Consider the following 19490-nt stretch of genomic DNA (forward strand, 5'->3'; position numbering starts at 1 on the left):
CGGGCCGGGGAAGGGCGAAAAGACCGGGGGCGGACGAGGGCCGCGGCGGTCCGGAGATTGAATCGCGGACCGCCGCGGCGGTGGGGCAGGTGCGTGACCGGCCGCGCCTGGCGGCGTCAGGGGGCGGCGGGGCCGGGCGCGGCGGCGCCCCGGCCGGTGAAGCGGGAGATGATGCCGCGCAGGCGGAAGGCGAGCACGATGTCCGCGATGCCGTGGGCCAGCGCCACCCCGGCCACGAGGGCCACCAGGAGGAACGCGGAGCGTACCCAGCTGCCGGCGGCCCAGAAGCCGAGCAGGACCTCCACCACGCCGACCAGGACGGAGAGCCACCAGGCGTCGTTTTCCGGCTTGGACACGAAGCCGATCACGACGTCGAAGAAGCCCTTGATGAGCAGGTACCAGCCGACGAAGGCGGCCAGCCACGCGAAGCCGGTGCCGGGTCGGAAGAGGATGACGATGCCGGTGATGGCGAAGAGCACGCCGAGCAGGGCGTGCAGCCACCGCCAACTGGGCGCGACGACGGCCATCAACAGCTCCGAGACGGCCGCGAAGAGGACGACCAGGCCGGCCAGGACCGAGACCGCCGCCACCGACGCGTTGTCGAAGCGGAGCACGATCCAGGCGTACACGATCCACAGGATGCCGGTGACGAGGAACAGCCACCACGGGGCCCGAGGGGCCAGCACGCGAGTGTTCGCCATTACCTCATTACAGCACCATCCGGAAGAATTGCCGCCGAATCGGCCGCAGCCGGGGCGGCCGTCGACGCGCGCACCGTGAGGCGGGGGTCGAGCAGCGTGGCGGCCGGCACCTGCTGCCCCTCCAGCTTGCGCATCAGCAGCGTGACCGCCTGGTGCCCCACGTCTTCGGCCGGGATGAGCACCGACGTGAGCGCCGGGCTGGCCCGCTCGGCGACCTCGTCGGGGCAGATCGCCACCACCGAGATGTCGTGCGGCACCTGGCGGCCGAGCAGCGGGAGCGCGGCGAGCACGTGGGCCACGGCCGCCTCGTTGTGCACGACGAGACCGGTGAGGTCGGGGTGGCGCTCCAGCAGGCCGGCCAGCTCCTGCCGCACCGCGTCGAAGCTCTCCTCGCACGGCTGGGCGGTCGCCGCGATCCCGTACCGCTCGGCGGTCTCGGTGAAGCCGGCGCGTGTGCGGTGGGCGAAGCCGGTGTCCCGCTCGTACACCACGGCGGGCGCGCCGAGCAGCGCGATCTCGCGGTGGCCGAGCGACGCGAGGTGGTCGACGCAGGCCGCGCCGGCGCGGTAGAAGTCGAGGTCGACGCAGGTGAGGTTTTCCGCCTCGGCGGGAAAGCCGATCAGCACGCTCGGCCGCTCCAGGTCGCGCAGCAGCGGCACGCGCGGGTCGTGCATCTCCACGTCCATCAGCACGATGCCGTCGACCATCGCGCTGGCCGCGATCCGCCGCAGCCCGTCCGGGCCCTCGTCGGCGGTCACCAGCAGCACGTCGTGGTCGAACTGCCGGGCCGTCGTCACCACCGCCGTCGCGAACTGCATCAGCACCGGCAGGTGCATCCCGGACCGCAGCGGCAGCACGAGCGCGATCACGTTGGCCCGCTTGCTCGCCAGGGCCCGGGCGCCCGCGTTCGGGTGGTAGCCGAGCGCGCGGATGCTCGCCAGCACCCGCTGGCGGGTGGTCGCGGAGATGGCCCGCTTGCCGCTCAACACGTAGGACACGGTGCTCACCGCGACGCCCGCGTGCCGGGCCACGTCGGTGATGGTGACCATGTCGGCCCGCTTGGCGCCACCGTGCTCAGTCACTCGACGCCTCCATCCCGCCACTGGTGAACGTCAGACAGCTCACGGTAGCGCCTGGCGCCTCGAACGACAGGTAGAGGTCCCGGACGCCGGTCGCGCCGCTCACCGGCGTACGCACCTCGACCCAGTCGTGGCGGCCGTTGGCGGTCGGCACGACGATGCTGCCGGCCACCGGCCCGGAGAGCGGGTCGTCGAGGCGGAGCGTGACGCGGGCGCCGGCCGCCTCCCGGGTGCGGCTGGTGACCCGGGCCGCCACCGCCGCCGCGCCGGACCCGAAGTCCACCCGCTGGAAGCCGATCCATCCGGCCGGCTCGGCCGCGCCCACCGCGTCCGCGCGGCGGGGCTCGTCGTCCAGCAGCACGGTGCCGGCGTAGTCGTCGTGGTCGACCGCCCACAGGGGACGGTCGAGCGGCCGGCGCGGACCGACCTCCTCGCCGCGCACCGACAGCGTCGCGGTCAGCGCGATGTCCGCACTGGACCGTCCGACCTGGACGGTGTGGCGGGCGGTCTCGACCACCCGCGCGCCGCGGGTGACATCCCAGAACCAGAGGTCCGCGGCCCGCAGCCGGAAGGAGACGGTCACCCTCTCGCCCGGGTCCAGCGTGATTTTCCGGTACGCCCGAAGGCGGCGCAACGGCTGCTTGACCGTGGAGCGGCGCTGGCGGGTGTAGAGCTGCACCACCTCGTCGCCGGCCCGGTCACCGGTGTTCGTGACGTCCACCGACACCTCGACCGTCCCGCCCGCGTCCACCTCCACAGTGGACAGGCGCAGGTTCGCGTAGGCGAACGTGGCGTAGCTCAGCCCGTGCCCGAACGGGTACAGCGGCGTGCCGCGGTAGTACTGGTACGTGGCGTCGCAGGCGATCACGTCGTAGTCGAGCAGGTCGGGCAGCTCGGCCGCGTCCCGGTACCAGGTCTGGGTCAGCCGCCCGCCCGGGTCCGCCGCGCCGAGGAGCACGTCGGCGAGCGCGTTGCCGTACTCCTGGCCGCCGTGCGACGACCACAGCACCGCCGGTACGTGCTCGTCCGCCCAGCCGATCCCGTACGGGTAGCCGCTGGTCACCACGAGCACGGTGCGCGGGTTGGCCGCACGTACCGCCCGGACGAGTGCATCCTGGGCGGCCGGCAGCGCGAGGCTGGCCCGGTCTTCGGTCTCCCGCCCGTTGATCATCGGGTGGTTGCCGACGACCACGACCGCCACGTCCGCGTCGGCGGCGGCCGCCGCGGCGTCCCGGGTGCCGTCCGACACGAGCTCGACCGTGAACGGGGTGCCCCCCTCGACCCGCTCCGCGCTGGCCCGCAGCACGCCGTCGGCGCCCGCCGCCACGTACCGGCCGGTGGCCAGGTGGTGCAGCACGACCTGGCCGGCGCCCCGCTCCACGAACCGGAACGTCTCCCGCACCACCCAGCCGCCGGGCTGCGGGCGGTCGTTCACCAGTACCCCGTCGTCGTCCGCACCGACGTGCATGGCGTTGGCCACGGCCCGGAGCGCGACCACGCCCTCGCCCCAGTCGAAGAGGTCGAAGGCTGCCTCCGGGCCGGCGGGAGCGGCGCCGTCCGCCCGCACCGGCCCGTCGGCCGCCCACGCGTACCCGTCCGGGCCGCGCAGCGCGATGCGGTCCACGCCCTCGTGGAAGGTGGCGTGCACCCGCGCGGCCAGCCCGCCGTACGCGGTGACCGCGTAGGGCAGCGTGCCGCTGTACCAGTCCTCGTGCAGCGTGTCGGCGAGCGGCCCGATGACCGCCACGGTGCCGCCGCGGAGGGGGAGCAGCCCGCCCTCGTTCTTGAGCAGGACGATCGAGGAGCGGGCCGCCGCGCGGGCCAGTTCCTGGTGCGCGGCGCAGTTGACGACCTCGGCGGTCACCGCCGCGTACGGGTTGCGCTCCGCCGGGTCGAACTCGCCGAGCCGGAACCGCGTGGTGAGCACCCGCCGCACCGCCCGGTCCACATCGGACTCGTCGAGCAGGCCGCGGTCGAGGGCCTCGGTGAGCCGCGCGACGGTGGGGCCCGAGTCGCCGTCGTCCTCGGTGAAGCTGTCGATGCCGGCCCGGACCGCGGCCGCGTACCCGGCGGCGTGGTCGGCGTGGTAGCCCTGCTCGCCGGCGATGTTGGACGCGGCGGCGGCGTCGCTGACCACCAGCACCTCGCCGTCGGTCCACCGGCGCAGCTCGCCCTCGATGAGCGGGCTGAGGTGGGCCGGCCGCCCGTTCACCAGGTTGTACGACGCCATCGCCGCCACCGCCGCGCCCGCCTCGATCGGGGCCCGGAAGGCGGGCAGCTCGTACTCGTGCAGCACCCGCGGCGGCAGGTTGCTGGAGGTGAGGTGGCGGTCGGTCTCGTTGTTGTACCCGAGGAAGTGCTTGAGCGTCGGCGCGGTCCGCAGGTACACGGGATGGTCGCCGCGCAGCCCGGTCGCGTACGCGGTGGCGATCTCGCCGGTGAGCCAGGGATCCTCGGCATACCCCTCCTCGTTGCGCCCCCAGCGCGGGTCGCGCAGCGGGTTGACCACGGGCGCCCACACGTTGAGGCCGACCCGGGCCGGGTCCTTGTGGTGGAAGCCGCGCACCTCGTCGCCGACGGCCGCCCCGACCGCGCGGACCAGGTCGGTGTCCCACGTGCTGGCCAGCCCCACGGCCTGCGGAAACACGGTGGCCGGGCCGACCCAGGCCAGGCCGTGCAGCGCCTCGGTCCCGGTGCGGAAGGGACCGATCCCCAGGCGGGGGACCGACGCCTGGTGCTGGTGGAGCAGTGCGACCTTTTCCGCCAGGCTGAGGCGGCCCAGCAGGTCGGCCACCCGGGCGTCGAGTGGCCGGGCCGGGTCGCGAAACGCCTCTGTCATCGCCATCACCCGTCCTCTATGGACTTCGAAGCGCTTCGACTCGCGGTGGGAGATCCGCGGAGCGTCCGTCTGCTCGAAGCGCTTCGACAAGCCGTCGAAGAAAACTCCGTCGCGTTAACGGGTTTCGGCTGTGTTAACGCCCGGAGCCCTCTGAGACTCGCACCACATAGCGGCCCAGGTCAATAGGAGCGCTCCCACGAAAACTCAGGAAAGCGCTAACCCACAGCTCACGCCCGGGGTGGCGAGCGCGCGGCGTCGGGTCGTTCGCGAGGCATGCCGCAGCTCCGTCGCGTGCGCCTTCCCCGCGGGCATCGCTTCCGTCGGCGGCTCGGTGGCGCTTCTCGCCCCCGACCTCCGCTGCCGGGCCCTGCGGTCAAGTCCCCGCCGTGCCGCACCTGTCGTGCCGCATCCGCCGCGGGGGCCTGCCGTGCCGAACCTGCCGCGCGGTCCGCTCGCCCGCATGCCGCGTCCGCCCGCCTGCATGCCGCGTCCGCCCGCCTGCATGCCGCGTCCGCCCGCCCGCGGCGTCGCTCCGGCCGCGCCAAGCACGGCGGGCCTCTGCGGGGCACCCGCCGCGCCCGTCCGCCGCGCCATGCCCATCAGCCTGTGGGCGCCCGTCCGTTCCGGGCCCACCCGCCGTGCCGGCCCGCTGGTCCCACCCGCCGTGCCGGGCCGCTGTTTCCGGCCGTCGTGCCTGTCCGCCCGCACGCCGCGCCTGTGCGGCCGAAGCAACAGAACCCAGGTTTCTGCTGCTTCGAGCGTGCTTGGGTTCAAGTGGTTGTTGCAACGGGCGACGCGTCGCCGAGGCGGGTTCGGGCCCGGGCGTGGCGCAGGCCCGGGCGGCTCGTGGGGCGCGTGGGCGTGGCGCGGGCGAACGTGGCGCGGGCGTGGCGCGGGCGTGGCGCCGGCGTGGCGCCGGCGTGGCGCGGGTGGGCGCGGCGCGGGCGGGTGGCGGGCGGCTCGCGCGGAGCGGGCGCGAGGTGGGCGATGTCGCCACTTGCGCCGGCCTCGTTGGGCGTTCCCGGACTTTCCGTCAGGCGGCGCGGGGCAGGCGGAGGTAGGGAAGGCTGCCGACGCCGCCGCGGCGGGCGCGGGACGGGCGGGGATCGAGGAGAGGTGGCCCGGGGCGGGGGTCAGGTGGGGAGAGGGGGGAGGTGGCCGGCGTCCACGGCGGCCAGGGCTCTCGCGGCACCGCCCGTCGCGGCGGCGCCGGGGCCGAGCGCGGAGGCGACGAGCCGGCAGCCGCCGGCGTCCGGGGCCACCGCGCGGGTGGCGAGCTCCGCCTCGGCCGCGGGCAGGAGCCACGGGGCGAGCGGGACGAAGTTGCCGCCGAGCACGACCACGTCCGGGTTGACCAGGTTGGCCACGATGCTCACGCCGTGCCCCAGGTGGCGGCCGACCGCGGTCAGGGCGGCCAGCGTGGCGGGATCGGCGCGGCGGGCGCGGCGTACGACCTCGTCGATCTCCGGCGCGAAGTCGGTCACCGGGCCGTCGACCTCGGCGTCCGGCAGCACCCGCTGGATGATGGCGCGCACGCCGGCCAGGGCCTCCAGGCAACCCGTACGCCCGCAGGGACACTGTGGACCGGCCGGGTCGAGCTGCAGGTGGCCGATCTCGCCGCTGAACCCGCGCCCGCCCCGCAGCAGCCGCCCGTCGACCACCACGCCGGCGCCGATGCCGATCTCGCCGGTGAGGTAGACGAGGTTGGCCGTGCCGGCGTACGCCCCGTAGCGGTGCTCGGCCAGCGCGGAGAGGTTGGCGTCGTTGTCGACCGCCACGTCGTACTTGGGGTCGCGCAGCGCCCGCACCAGATCGGCCCGGAGCTCCACGTCGCGCCACCCGAGCCCGGCCGCCAGCCGTACGGCGCCGTCGGCGTCGACCAGCCCCGGCACGCCCACGGTCACGCCGAGCACCTGCCGTCCCTGCGCGGACACCCGCGACGCGGCCCGGGAGGCGAGCGCGGCGATCGTGCTGACCGCCTTGCCGGCCCCGGTCTCCGTACCGGTGAACGCCCGCCGCCAGGTGAGCAGCTGCTCGCCGGCGAGGTCGACCGCGACGGCGGTGAGGTGGTCCGCGGCCACCTCCATGCCGATCGCCGCGTACGGCTGGCCGTCGAGCACCAGCATCGTCGCCGGCCGGCCGATCCGGTGCTCGGCGAGCCCGGTCTCGCGCAGCAGCCGCCGCTCGATGAGGTCGGCGACCAGGCTGGAGACGGTGGCCTTGTTGAGCCCCGTGGCGGCCGCGATGTCGGCGCGCGAGCACGGCGCGTGGGTGCGCACATGGCGCAGCACGACGGCGAGGTTGGTGGCTCGCACGTCGGCGAAGTCGGCCGGCTGCGGCCCGCTCTGCATCGTGATCAAGTCAGCCCCGTTCCCGGCGTCGGTCAGATGGTGCCCCGGGCTGGCCTGACCATCATGCCGTACCGGGTCCGCCCTTGTGGCGGCGGTAACCGTTGGTCTAGTTTGTGATTCGCAATACTTTGTTTAGTCGGTAGACGAACTAACTACAGTCATACCACTTTTTGCCAGTAGAAGGGAGTGCGCCGTGACTCCACCCCTCGCGGGCGCGGCGACCAACCGCAGAAAGTTTCTCGGCCTCACCGGCCTCAGCGCCGCCGCCGTCGCCGGAGGCGGCCTGCTCAGCGCCTGCGGTGAAGGGGGCGGGAGCAAGGGCGCCGCCGACGACACCAGCAAGGTCTCCGGTGTCCTGCCGGCGCAGGGCAAGCTGCCGGACGGCATCCCGCAGCCGGACATCACGAGCACCCGGCCGATCCCGGACGGCTACAACAAGTACCCGAGCAACCTCGTCGACCTGATCGCCGACAAGCCGGGCAGCAGCGGCAAGGAGATCACCGCGATGACCCCGGCGTGGGGGCCGGCGCCGCCCGGGCTGGGGCAGAACGCGTACCTCGCGGCCGTCAACGACGAGTTGGGCATACCGGTCAACTTCTCCATCCAGGACGGTCTGACGTACGCGGACAAGCTCAACGCGATGCTCGGCGCCCGCGACGTGCCCGACCTGCTCTGCGTCCCGCAGTGGGAGGTGGAGAAGCTGCCCCGCTTCGCCGACGCGGTCAAGGTGCTCTTCGAGGACCTCACCGACTTCCTCTCCGGCGACAAGGTCAACGCGTACCCGATGCTGGCGACCTTCCCGACCGGCGCCTGGCAGAACGCCCTGTGGAACCAGCGCCTCATGGCGGTACCCAACCCGACCGACGGGCCGTTTCCGTGGGCGCTCTTCTACCGCAAGGACCTGCTCGACGCGAAGGGGCTGACCTACCCGAAGTCGATCGACGAGCTGATCAGCATCGGCAAGCAGGTGACCGACACCAAGGCCGGCGTCTGGGCGTTCAGCGACATCTTCGCCATGGTGCAGATGTTTCACAAGTCGCCCGCCTCGGAGACCGGGTGGCGGCTCAAGGCCGACGGCACGCCGGAGCACAAGTACGAGACGCCCGAGTTCAAGGCGGCCCTGGAGGTCATGGCCCGGATCTACAAGGACGGGCTGGTCCACCCCGACCTCGCGGCCAGCAAGGGCGGCGACATGAAGAAGCTCATGGAGAGCGGCCGCATCCTCTTCATGCAGGACGGCATCGGCGGCTGGCAGGGCATGCAGGCGCAGCAGCAGAAGGTCACGCCCGGGTTCAACCTCCAGCCGGTGCCGATCTTCTCGGCGACCGGCGGCGACCCGCTGGTGTGGGGCGACGACAAGCCGATCTCGTACACGTTCGTGAAGAAGGGCCTCGGCAAGGAACGGGTCGAGGAGCTGCTCCGGGTGGTCAACTGGTGCTCGGCGCCGTTCGGCAGCAAGGAGTGGCACACCCGCGAGTACGGCGTGGAGGGCAAGCACCACACGATGACGCCGGACGGTCCGGTCAAGACCGACCTCGGCTTCAAGGAGATCGCCAACCAGTACTTCTTCGTCAGCGGCCGCAGCCCCGTGGTGCAGCCCTGGCCGGAGACGCCGAAGTACGTACCGGACCTGCTCTCGTACTCGAACGCGATGGTCAAGTTCATGGAGACCAACCCGTGGGACGGGATCAAGCTCGAGTTCCCGGCGACGTACAAGTCGCAGACCGTCCCGTACGAGGACAAGATCACTGACATCGTGCGGGGGCGCCGCCCGCTGACCGAGTTCGACGGGCTCGTCAACGAATGGAAGACCGCGGGCGGCGGCAACGAGGCCCGCGACTTCCTTGCCAAGGCGCGGAGCGACGCGGGCAAATGAGCACGGAGGCACCTGTCGCGGCCGGGACCAGCGACGAGCTGGCCCGGCCGCCGGGCCCGACCCAGCCGCCCGGCAAGCGGCGCCGGCCGCGGATGCCGCTGCGGGCCCGGCTGCGCCGGGACTGGCCGCTGCTGCTGATGACCGCGCCGGCCGCACTCCTGCTGCTGGTCTTCCACTACCTGCCGACGCTCGGCAACGTGGTCGCGTTCCAGGACTACAACCCGTACGCCGGCGACGGGCCGCTCTCGGCGTTCCTGGCCAGCGAGTGGATCGGGTTCGGCAACTTCAACACGCTCTTCAGCGACCCGGCCTTCTGGGACGCGCTCTGGAACACGCTCACCATCACCGCGTTCCAGCTGGTCTTCTACTTTCCGCTGCCGATCGGCCTGGCGATCCTGCTCAACAGCGTGATCTCCGGCAAGCTGCGGGCGTTCATCCAGACCGTCGTGTACCTGCCGCACTTCTTCAGCTGGGTGCTGGTCGTCACGTTCTTCGTGCAGATGCTGGGCGGTGCCGGGCTGCTCGCGCAGGAGCTGCGCCAGGCCGGCGTCGAGCCGCCGAACATCATGACCAACCCGGACACGTTCATCGTGCTGGTCACCGCCGAGTCGGTGTGGAAGGACGCCGGCTGGGGCATGATCGTCTTCCTGGCCGCGCTCGCGATGATCGACCCCAACCTGTACGAGCAGTCCGCTGTGGACGGTGCCGGCCGCTGGCGCCGCCTGTGGCACGTCACGCTCCCCGGGCTCCGTCCGGTCATCGTGCTCCTGCTCATCCTGCGCCTGGGCGACGCGCTCTCGGTCGGCTTCGAGCAGTTCCTCCTGCAGCGGGACGCGGTCGGCCGGGACGCCGCGGAGGTGCTCGACACGTTCGTGTACTACCAGTCCATCACCACGGGCAACTTCGGCTTCGGCGCCGCCGCCGGCCTCTTCAAGGCCGCCGTCGGGCTGGTGCTGATCCTGGTCGCCAACCGGGTCGCCCACATGATCGGCGAACGGGGGCTGATCTCGCGGCAATGAGCGGGCGAATCATCGGGCGCGGAGCGCCGGGATCCTCGGGGCCGCCCGGGGCGAAAGCGAGGAGGGCCATGAGCGGCACCCGTCCCGCCTGGGAGGAGAAGCCGACGCCGGTGGGGCTGGCCGGCAAGGGCGCCGCCCTCACGGTGATGGCGCTGGTCGTGCTGATTCCACTGTGGTCGGTGCTGGTGACCAGCCTCTCCTCGCGTAAGACCATCAACGACGCCGGCGGCATGGTGATGGTGCCGAAGGGCATCGACGCCTCCGCGTACGTCACCATCTTCTCCGGCGGCATCGTCACCCGGGCGCTCTGGGTCTCGACGCTGGTCACCGTCGCCGGCACGCTGGTGAGCCTCACGCTGACCGTGCTGGCCGCGTACGGCCTGTCCCGCCCCGGCTCGGTCGGCCACCGTACGCTGCTGTTCTTCTTCCTGCTCACGTTCCTGATCTATCCCGGCCTGGTCCCCAGCTACCTGGTGGTCACCGGTGTCGGCCTCAAGGACAGCCTGTGGGCGCTGATCCTGCCGAGCGCGATCAGCGTCTTCAACCTGGTCGTGGTCCGCGGCTTCTTCCAGGGCCTGCCGAACGAGCTCCTGGACAGCGCGCGCATCGACGGGGCGGGCGAGTTTCGCATCCTGTGGCGCATCGTGCTGCCGCTGAGCCGCCCGGTGGTCGCCGTGGTCGGCCTCTTCTACGCGGTGGGCTACTGGAACGTCTGGTTCAGCGCGCTGCTCTACATCGACAGCAACGACAAGTTTCCGATCCAGCGCATCCTGCAGAGCATGATCCTGCAGGGCCAGTCACCCAGCTTTTCCGGCCAGTCGGTCGGCTCCCTCCCGCCCACGCAGGCCATCAAGATGGCGGTCGTGGTCGTGACGGTGGCGCCGATCGTGCTGATCTACCCGTTCATCCAGCGCCACTTCGTCAAGGGCGTGATCGTCGGCGCCATCAAGGGCTGACCGCGGCCCACTACCAGCGGTGTATGGGAGCGCAGGCGTGGCACCCCCACCATGGCACCACGCCTGCGCACAGCGGTCAGGGCGTCAGTATCACGTGCGGAACGCCCTGACCACGTCCAAATGCGAGGGTCGCGTCCCGTACCCGCAAAGGACCCTCACAGGTCACGCGGAGGGTGCCCTCGTCGCGGACGGCGACCACGACGGTGTCGCCATCCACGTCCCGCACGACGGTGCGGGCGTCCGTGCCGCCCCAGCTGACGATCGTCACGCCGTCGAACGGGCCGGCGCCGACACTGTCCTGATCGGACAGTACCGGGATCAGCGCGCCGTGCCGCACGAAGAGCGGGACGCGCGAGAGCGGCGCCGACACGCGCAGGTGCCGCCCGCCCTCGTGGGTCTCACCGGTCCAGTGGTCGACCCAGCGCCCCGCGGGCAGGTAGACGTCGCGCTCGCCGGACGGGTCGTGCATCGGTGCGACCAGCAGGTCGGGGCCGAGCAGGTACTCCAGCTCGGCGCCCCACGCGGCCGGGTCGGCGGGGGAGTCGACCAGCAGCGCGCGCATCAGCGGGATGCCGGTGCGGGCCGACTCGACGGCGGCGGAGTAGATGTACGGCATCAGCCGGTAGCGCAGCCGCAGCGCGTCGACGACCAGCCGCTCGGCGCCGGCGGGGAAGTCCCAGGGCAGCCGGCTCGTGGTGCCGTGGAAGCGGACCAGCGGGGAGAGCGCGGCGAACTGGGCCCACCGCACGTACAGGTCGGGCGTGGGCGTGCCGTGGAAGCCGCCCGCGTCGTGGCTCCAGAACGGTACGCCGGAGAGGCCGTGCGACAGGCCGCCGCGCAGGGTGCTGCCCATCGCCGGATACGTGGCGTTGACGTCGCCGCCCCACTGGGCCGAGTGCCGCTGCCCGCCCAGGTACGACGAGCGGGCCCAGACCAGGCCGTGCCCGGCGACCTCGCGGGTGACGGCCGAGACGGTGTCGTTGAAGAGCAGCGTGTACACGTTGTGCAGCTCGGTGCCGGTCATCCCGTTGTGCGCCACGGCGTCGGCCGGCACGCCCTCGGCGAAGTCCGTCTTGAACGCGGCCACGCCCTGCGAAAGCAGCGGCCGCAGCAGCCCCACGAACCAGGCGACCGCGGCCGGGTTGGTGAAGTCGACGATGCCGGAGGCGGGGTGGGAGCCGTGCCACACGTCCGCCACGTACGTGGAGCCGTCCGCCCGGCGCAGGAAGTAGCCGGCCTCGGCCGCCTCGGCGAAGGCGGGGGAGTGCTGGCTGACGTACGGGTTGGTCCACAGGCAGACCTTGAAGCCCTGCTCGGCCAGCGTCCCCAGCATGCCCGCCGGGTCGGGGAAGTTCTCCGCGTCCCACCGAAGGTCGGACCAGTGCCCGGCCACCTGCCAGTAGCAGTCCAGGTGCAGCACGTCCGCGGGGATGCCGCGCTCGCGCAGGCGCCGGGCCCGGTCCAGCACCTTCTCCTGGGTGTCCACATAGAACCCGGAGGACATCCAGGCGCCGAACGCCCACTTCGGCGGCAGCAGCGGCCGGCAGGTGAGCCGGTTGTAGCGGTCGAGCACGTCCGCCGGCGCCGGACCGGCGATCACGTAGTAGTCGAGGACGTCGTCCGGGACCAGGATCTGCACGCAGCTGTGCGTGGACTGGCACATGTCGAACTCGATCGGCATGCCGCTGTCGACCAGCACCCCGTACCCTCGGCTGGAGAGGTAGAGCGGCACGGTCTTGTGCGACCGGTCGGACTCGGTGCCGAACGCGTCGAAGTTCCACATCAGGGCGCGCTGCCCGCGCTTGTCGAGCGGGGTGAACTTCTCGCCGAAGCCCACGAAGCGCTCGTCGGCCGGGGCGGTGAAGCTCTCGTGGTACGCCGCGACGGCGCCGTCCGCGAGGGAGCGGCCGAACGGGAGCGTGCGCAGGCGGCCGCTGATGTCCCGCTCGCCCGGGTTCTCCTCCAGCAGCACGCGGCCGGCCGGGTCGACGAAGCGCAGGTGCCACGGGTCGAGCGTGAGCTCGGCGGTCACCGGGCCGGCGCTGACCCGCACGACCGGGCCGGCCACGGTCACGGTGGCCGGGTGTGCCTCGGGGCGCACGAGCGCGAGTGCCCGGGCCGAGCGCCCCCGGGCGTCGGGTGCCTCGCTCAGCCGTACCCGCAGGATGCCCTCGCCCGCGGCGCCGATCTGGACCGCGAGCGTCCCGCCGTCGGAGGTCGTGGCCTTCACCGACACGCCGGAGCCGTCGGTGGTGACGAGCTCGGCCCTGGTCACGGCCGATAGCCCCTGCTCACCGGGGGCGCGGACGGGCAGGTCGGGCGGGTCGGCGACGAAAGTCTCGTACGGCACCAGCGGCGGTCGGTAGGGCATGTGAGTTAGTTTTTCTTCTAACCCAACAAACTGTCAACGCCTGGAGGCGCCGATGGAGTGGCCGCGCGGGCTCGACGGGCTCTGCTACGGCGGCGACTACAACCCGGAGCAGTGGCCCGAGGACGTCTGGCGGGAGGACGTCGCGCTGATGCGGCGGGCCGGCGTCAACCTGGTCAGCGTCGGCGTCTTCGCCTGGTCGCGGCTGGAGCCGGAGCAGGGGCGGTACACGTTCGACTGGCTGGACCGGGTGCTCGACCTGCTCGGCGCCGGCGGGGTCAAGGTCGCGCTGGCCACGCCGACCGCCTCGCCGCCGCCGTGGTTCAGCCTGGCCCACCCCGAGGCGCTTCCGGTCCGCGCGGACGGCACCCGGCTGCTGCACGGCAGCCGGGACACCTACTGCGCGAGCGCCCCGGCCTACCGCGAGGCGTGCCGGCGGATCGCGCGCGAGCTGGCCCGCCGGTACGCGGAGCACCCGGCCGTGGCGCTCTGGCACGTGCACAACGAGTACGGCACGGTGTGCCACTGCGACCACGCGGCGGCCGCCTTCCGCAGCTGGCTGATGGCCCGCTACCGTACGCTCGACGCGCTCAACGACGCGTGGACCACGGCGTTCTGGGGCCAGCACTACGCCGACTGGGCGTACGTCTTCCCGCCCCGCGCCACCCAGTACCTGCCGAACCCGGGGCAGGTGCTCGACTTCAAGCGGTTCTGGTCCGACGAGCTGCTGGCCGCGTACGCCGAGCAGCGGGAGATCCTGCGCGCGGCCGGGCCGGACGTACCGGTCACCACCAACTACGTCTTCGGCGCCTGGGTGCCGGTCGACCACGCCCGCTGGGCCCGGGAGGTGGACCTGGTGGCGATCGACCACTACCCGTCGGACGCCGGTCCGGGAGCCGAGGAGGAGACCGCGTTCGCCGCCGACCTGGCCCGCTCGTGGGCCGGCGGGCGCCCGTGGCTGCTGATGGAGAGCGCGCCGAACCTCGTCTACGCCGGCGGCCGCATGCACGCCAAGGAGCCCGGCCGGATGGCCCGGCACAGCCTCGCGCACGTGGCCCGCGGCTCGCGCGGCGCGATGTTCTTCCAGTGGCGGGCGCCGCGCGGCGGGGCCGAGCGCTTCCACTCCGCGCTCGTGCCGCACGCCGGGCCGGACAGCCGGGTGTACCGGGAGGCGGTCGAGCTGGGCGCGGCGCTCGGCCGGCTCTGCGAAGTGGACACCGGCGCGGTCGAGGCGTGCGTGGCGGTCGCCTGGGACGCCGCCTCGTGGTGGGCGCTGCAGGGGCCGGGCCTGCCGTGGGACGGGATCGACTACCTGGCCGAGGTGCGGGCCGCCCACCGGGCACTGTGGCGGGTCGGGATCACGGCCGACTTCGTGTCGCTGGACCGGCCCGGCCCGCTCCCGTACCAGCTGCTGGTGCTCCCCGCCCACTACCTGATGTCGGACGCGGCGGCCGCGGCGGTGCGGACCTATGTGGACGGTGGTGGCCGGCTTGTCGCGACGTACCTGTCCGGGGTGGCCGACGAGTACGGCCGGGTGCGGCTCGGCGGCTACCCGGGCGCGCTGCGCGAGGTGCTCGGGGTGCGGGTCGAGGAGTTTCGCCCGACCCCGCACGGCTGGGCCGAGGACGTGCACCTGGTCGGGGCGGCTCTCGTGCGCCCCGGCGTGACCCGGCACCGCTTCGGGGCGGGCACGGCGTGGTACGTCTCGACCCGGCCCGACGACGCCGCCTACGGGGAGCTGCTGGCGCAGGCGGCCGGCATCCCGGTGCGCGCGGGCGCGGCCGAGCTGGAGCTGGTGCGGCGGCGGGACCGGCACGCGGCCTGGCTGTTCGCGTTCAACCACGGCACCGCGGCCCGCGAGGTCGAGGCCGAGGGGACCGACCTGATGACCGGGAAGCGGGTCGAGGGCGCGGTCGAGGTGCCGGCCGGCGGCTGGGCGGTCGTCCGCGAGGCGCCGTGACCACCACGGAGGGCACTGAAACTCCTCGATGTTGTTCCGGGGAAAGCCCTTGCCTTAGGATCGGCGGTGACGCGGGGAGCCGACTCCCATCCCGGGCGGCGCTGGGCACGCCGCCCGCTCTGACTGGAGTCCTCGCATGCTCACATCCAGGCGGCGCGCCGCGCTGCTCTCCGCCACGCTCGCCGGCACCGTGGCCGGCGCGGGCGTCCTCGTCGCCGCGGTCGCGACCTCCGCCTCCGCCGCCGCGGGCTGCCGGGTCGACTACGCCGTCACCAACCAGTGGCAGGGCGGCTTCGGCGCCAGCGTGACCATCACCAACCTCGGCGACCCGGTCAACGGCTGGTCGCTGGTCTGGTCGTACACCGCCGGCCAGACCGTCACCCAGGCGTGGAACGCCACCGTCACCCAGAGCGGCGCACAGGTCACGGCCGTCGACGCCGGCTACAACGCGCCGATCGCGACGAACGGGACCGCGTCGTTCGGCTTCAACGGTTCGTGGAACAACAACGCCAACCCGGTACCGGCGTCGTTCGCGCTGAATGGGACGGCCTGCACGGGGGCACCGTCCTCTCCGACGACCGCGCCCCCGCCGACCACCGCGCCCCCGCCCACGACGGCACCGCCGCCGACCACGCCGCCGCCTCCCGCCGGAAACGCGCAGCAGATGGAGGACCTCAACCGCGGGCTGATCAGCGTGCGCTCGGGATCGGCCAACCTGGTGTCGTGGCGGCTGCTCGGCACCGAGCCGGCGAGCACCGGCTTCAACGTGTACCGGGGCGGCACCAAGGTCAACTCCACGCCGATCACGAACTCCACCAACTACCTGGACAGCGGTGCGGCGGCGAACTCCTCCTACACCGTGCGGGCCGTCGTGAACGGCACCGAGCAGGCCGCCTCCGAGGCCTCCCTCTCGTTCGCGAACGGCTACCTCGACGTGCCGATCCAGTCCCCGGGCAGCGGGTACTCGGCCAACGACGCGTCGGTCGGCGACCTGGACGGCGACGGGCAGTACGAGATCGTGCTGAAGTGGGACCCGGACAACGCCAAGGACAACTCGCAGGCGGGCGTGACCGGCAACGTGTACATCGACGCGTACCGGCTGAACGGCTCCCGCATGTGGCGGATCGACCTGGGCGTCAACATCCGGGCCGGTGCGCACTACACCCAGTTCCAGGTGTACGACTACGACGGTGACGGCGACGCCGAGGTGGCCATGAAGACCGCCGACGGCACCCGCTCCGGCACCGGCCAGGTGATCGGCAACGCGTCGGCCAACCACCGCAACTCCGACGGCTACATCCTGAGCGGGCCGGAGTTCCTCACCATGTTCGACGGGCGGACCGGCGCTGTGCTCTCCACCGTCAACTACGAGCCGGCCCGCGGCACCGTCTCCTCCTGGGGCGACTCGTACGGCAACCGGGTGGACCGCTTCCTCGCCGGCACCGCGTACCTGGACGGCCAGCGGCCCTCGCTCGTCATGGCCCGCGGCTACTACACGCGCGCGGTCGTCGTGGCCTGGGACTTCCGCAACGGCAGCCTGGTACGGCGGTGGACGTACGACTCGGGCAACAGCAACACCGGCGCCTACGGGCAGGGCAACCACCAGCTCTCCGTCGCGGACGTCGACAACGACGGCCGCCAGGAGATCGTGTACGGGTCGGCGACGATCGACGACAACGGCGCCTTCATGTACCGCACCGGGTACGGGCACGGCGACGCGCTGCACGTCGGCGACCTCGTCCCGTCCCGGTCCGGCGTCGAGATCTTCACGGTCCACGAGTCGACCAGCCAGCCGGCGATGGACATCCACGCCGGCACCGGGCAGAACATCTGGAGCGCGCCGGTCTGCGGCTGCGACAACGGCCGGGGCGTGGCGGGCGACGTGTACGCCGGCAACGCGGGCGCGGAGCTCTGGTCGTCCGGCGTCGACGGGCTGCGCGGCACCAGCGGCGCCAACGTCGGGCGCAAGCCGTCGTCGGCGAATTTCCTGATCTGGTGGGACGGCGACCCGGTCCGCGAGCTGCTCGACCAGACCCGGATCGACAAGTACGGCACGTCGTCGGAGACCCGGCTCCTCGACGGCTCGGGCGTGGCGTCGAACAACGGCACCAAGGCCACGCCGGCGCTCTCCGGCGACATCCTCGGCGACTGGCGGGAGGAGGTCATCTGGCGTACCTCCGGCAACACCGCGCTGCGGATCTACGCCACCCCGACCGTCACCGACCGGCGGATCCACACGCTGATGCACGACGCCCAGTACCGGGTCGCGATCGCGTGGCAGAACACCGCGTACAACCAGCCGCCGCACCCGAGCTTCTTCATCGGGAACGGGATGGCGACACCGCCCCAGCCGAACGTCTACCTGAGGTAGGCCCCCAGGGCCGGCAAGCTCCGCTCCGAGGAGCGTAGCGACGAGGGCGGAGCGCGCCGGCCTTCGGGCCTTCGGCGAGCAGGGAGCGCGGACGCTAATGTGCCGGCGGGGATGGGCACCTATCCCCGCCGGCACTGCGGTGCTGTACGCACCGTGTTCGCGTATCGCCGGCCCCACGATTCCGGCGGCCCCGCGCCCACGTGAACAAGAGTAGAGCCGTCCCTGGTGCGGCCCGGTGACGTATCGATGACGTTGTTGTTTCGGTGACGACCATCGTTGTCAGGCCGGTTTCGCGCGTGCCTGGCCAGCACCTCTGGGTGATCGCCCGCACAGCTCAGCCCCTCGCCGCCCCGCCCGTCCGGCGACCGGCTCAGCTCTCGGTGAGCGCCTTCTTCGCCAGCTCGAACGAGCGGATGCGCTCCTCCACGTCGTAGACCAGCGCGGTCAGCATCAGCTCGTCGGCGCGCGTCTTCGCCCGGAGGTCCTCCAGCGCGCGGCGGACGGTCTCCGGCGACCCGATCGCCTGCCCCTCCCACCGCTCGGCCATGAACTGCCGCTCCAGGTCCGTGTACGGGTACGCGGCCGCCTCCTCCGGCGTGGCGAGCGCCTGCGGGCGCCCCTGCCGCAGCCGCAGGAAGGAGAGGCCGCTCGGCCGGGCCAGCCACTGGGCCCGCTCGTCGGTGTCGGCGCAGACGGTGGCGACGGCCACCATCGCGTACGGCTCGTCCAGCCAGCGGGAGGGGCGGAAGCTCTCCCGGTACAGGGCCATGGCGGGGAGCGTGTTGGTCGCGCTGAAGTGGTGCGCGAACGCGAACGGGAGCCCCAGCATCCCGGCCAGCTGGGCGCTGAACCCGCTGGACCCCAGCAGCCACACCGCCGGGCTCTCGCCGAGTCCGGGCGTGGCCACGATCCGCCGCTGCTGGTCGCCGGTGAACATGTTGATCAGCTCGGCCAGCTCCTGCGGGAACTGCTCCGCCGAGAGCCCCTCGACCGTACGCCGCAGCGCGAGCGCGGTCGCCTGGTCGGTGCCGGGCGCCCGCCCGATGCCCAGGTCGATGCGGCCCGGATGGAGCGCGGAGAGCGTCCCGAACTGCTCGGCCACCACCAACGGCGCATGGTTGGGCAGCATGACACCGCCCGAGCCGATCCGGATGGTCGAGGTGGCGGCCGCGAGGTGGGCGATCAGCACGGCGGGCGCGGAGCTCGCGATCGCCGGCATGTTGTGGTGCTCGGCCACCCAGAAGCGGTGGTAACCCATCCGCTCGACCGCGCGGGCCAGGTCGGTGGTGGCGCGCAGGGCGTCACCGGAGGAGGCGCCGGCAGCGACCGGCGCGACGTCGAGGACGGACAAGGGTACGTCGATCACAAGATCCTGCAACCCCGCCAAGCCCCCGTTTCTTCCGGCCAAGGAAAGCTTTCCCACGGCCTCGCCCTCCCGAGCTAGATGATCTATTCCAAGGGTGGGGTTCGCTCAGCGGTACTGGAAGTACGTTATGGCGGCCTCATAACGTACTTCCAGTACCGCTGAGCAGAGACTCGGTCCTCGATCGGCGGCCAGTGCCGCCCTGACGCCTCGGGCGGGCCGGTCGGGGCCGGGTGGGTTGCGGTCGCCAGGCGTGGAGGCTGAGGCTGCGGGAGCAACGGTCCGGACCCAACGCCCGGTCAGCTTAAGTTGATCAAGTCGGCCGACGGTACGTCCCGGGCGACCGCGGCGATCCTATGATCGACACTTCGGTCGGGATCGTCCCAGCAGATCGTGGTACGGATCGGCCCGCCTGGGGGCACCTGCGTACCACGATCTCGACGTCCGCCCGGTGCTGTCCTTGATCGATCGCGGCCCGGCTCGGGCCGGTCAACAGCCTGACGCTGCTGAGCGTGCCCAGCTCACGGCCTTGATCGAATCAGTGTGAGTGGCGTTGGGTCCGGACCGCGACGGGCATCGCGGTAGCTCATACCTTGGAATAGATCGT

Annotated in this window: 11 protein-coding genes; 5 read left to right on the forward strand and 6 right to left on the reverse strand. The window is 72.5% G+C overall.

Translation table 11 applies throughout. The annotated features are described in order from the left end of the window. Positions 1-116: 116 nt before the first annotated feature. From RB614_RS08700 to RB614_RS08715, 4 genes are all read right to left on the reverse strand, one after another. Positions 117-701, reverse strand: a complete 585-nt coding sequence (locus RB614_RS08700) for an HdeD family acid-resistance protein (RefSeq protein WP_308711868.1) — start codon at positions 699-701, stop codon at positions 117-119. Continuing rightward, entirely contained in the window at positions 701-1783 is a 1083-nt protein-coding gene (locus RB614_RS08705; RefSeq protein ID WP_428982958.1) for a LacI family DNA-binding transcriptional regulator, read from the reverse strand. The genes RB614_RS08700 and RB614_RS08705 overlap by 1 nt, the downstream gene beginning before the upstream one ends. Beyond that, positions 1776-4625 (reverse strand): glycoside hydrolase family 3 C-terminal domain-containing protein, encoded by a 2850-nt coding sequence (locus tag RB614_RS08710; protein ID WP_308711869.1) that lies wholly within the window; start codon positions 4623-4625, stop codon positions 1776-1778. The genes RB614_RS08705 and RB614_RS08710 overlap by 8 nt, the downstream gene beginning before the upstream one ends. A gap of 1127 nt (positions 4626-5752) precedes the next feature. Then, the gene (locus RB614_RS08715; RefSeq protein WP_308711883.1) at positions 5753-6970 is read right to left on the reverse strand and encodes an ROK family protein; all 1218 of its coding nucleotides are present in this window, start codon (positions 6968-6970) and stop codon (positions 5753-5755) included. 193 nt (positions 6971-7163) lie between these two features. On the opposite strand from RB614_RS08715, the gene RB614_RS08720 reads away from it, so the two are divergent. The 3 genes from RB614_RS08720 to RB614_RS08730 all read left to right on the forward strand — a co-directional run bounded on the left by RB614_RS08720 (position 7164) and on the right by RB614_RS08730 (position 10821). After that, positions 7164-8846 (forward strand): extracellular solute-binding protein, encoded by a 1683-nt coding sequence (locus RB614_RS08720; RefSeq protein ID WP_308711870.1) that lies wholly within the window; start codon positions 7164-7166, stop codon positions 8844-8846. Then, positions 8843-9865, forward strand: a complete 1023-nt coding sequence (locus tag RB614_RS08725) for an ABC transporter permease (protein WP_308711871.1) — start codon at positions 8843-8845, stop codon at positions 9863-9865. The genes RB614_RS08720 and RB614_RS08725 overlap by 4 nt, the downstream gene beginning before the upstream one ends. Before the next feature lie 68 nt (positions 9866-9933). Then, entirely contained in the window at positions 9934-10821 is an 888-nt protein-coding gene (locus tag RB614_RS08730; RefSeq protein ID WP_308711872.1) for a carbohydrate ABC transporter permease, read from the forward strand. A 76-nt stretch (positions 10822-10897) separates the two neighbouring features. Here RB614_RS08730 and RB614_RS08735 read toward each other — a convergent pair whose 3' ends face one another. Beyond that, on the reverse strand, positions 10898-13192 hold the full coding sequence (locus tag RB614_RS08735) for a TIM-barrel domain-containing protein (protein ID WP_308711873.1): 2295 nt from the start codon (positions 13190-13192) through the stop codon (positions 10898-10900). A gap of 52 nt (positions 13193-13244) precedes the next feature. On the opposite strand from RB614_RS08735, the gene RB614_RS08740 reads away from it, so the two are divergent. Together RB614_RS08740 and RB614_RS08745 are read left to right on the forward strand one after the other, a co-directional pair. Further along, on the forward strand, positions 13245-15149 hold the full coding sequence (locus tag RB614_RS08740; RefSeq protein WP_308711874.1) for a beta-galactosidase: 1905 nt from the start codon (positions 13245-13247) through the stop codon (positions 15147-15149). A gap of 136 nt (positions 15150-15285) precedes the next feature. After that, positions 15286-17520: a rhamnogalacturonan lyase family protein gene (locus RB614_RS08745; RefSeq protein WP_308711875.1), complete on the forward strand. Its 2235-nt coding sequence runs from the start codon at positions 15286-15288 to the stop codon at positions 17518-17520. A gap of 370 nt (positions 17521-17890) precedes the next feature. On the opposite strand, the gene RB614_RS08750 is transcribed toward RB614_RS08745, so the two are convergent. Then, positions 17891-18907 carry an LLM class flavin-dependent oxidoreductase gene (locus RB614_RS08750; protein WP_428982959.1) on the reverse strand — a complete coding sequence of 339 codons (1017 nt, stop codon included), beginning with the start codon at positions 18905-18907 and terminating at the stop codon, positions 17891-17893. Positions 18908-19490 lie beyond the last annotated feature (583 nt).

Origin of the sequence: Phytohabitans maris, assembly GCF_031085175.1 — a bacterium.
GTDB lineage: Bacteria > Actinomycetota > Actinomycetes > Mycobacteriales > Micromonosporaceae > Phytohabitans > Phytohabitans maris.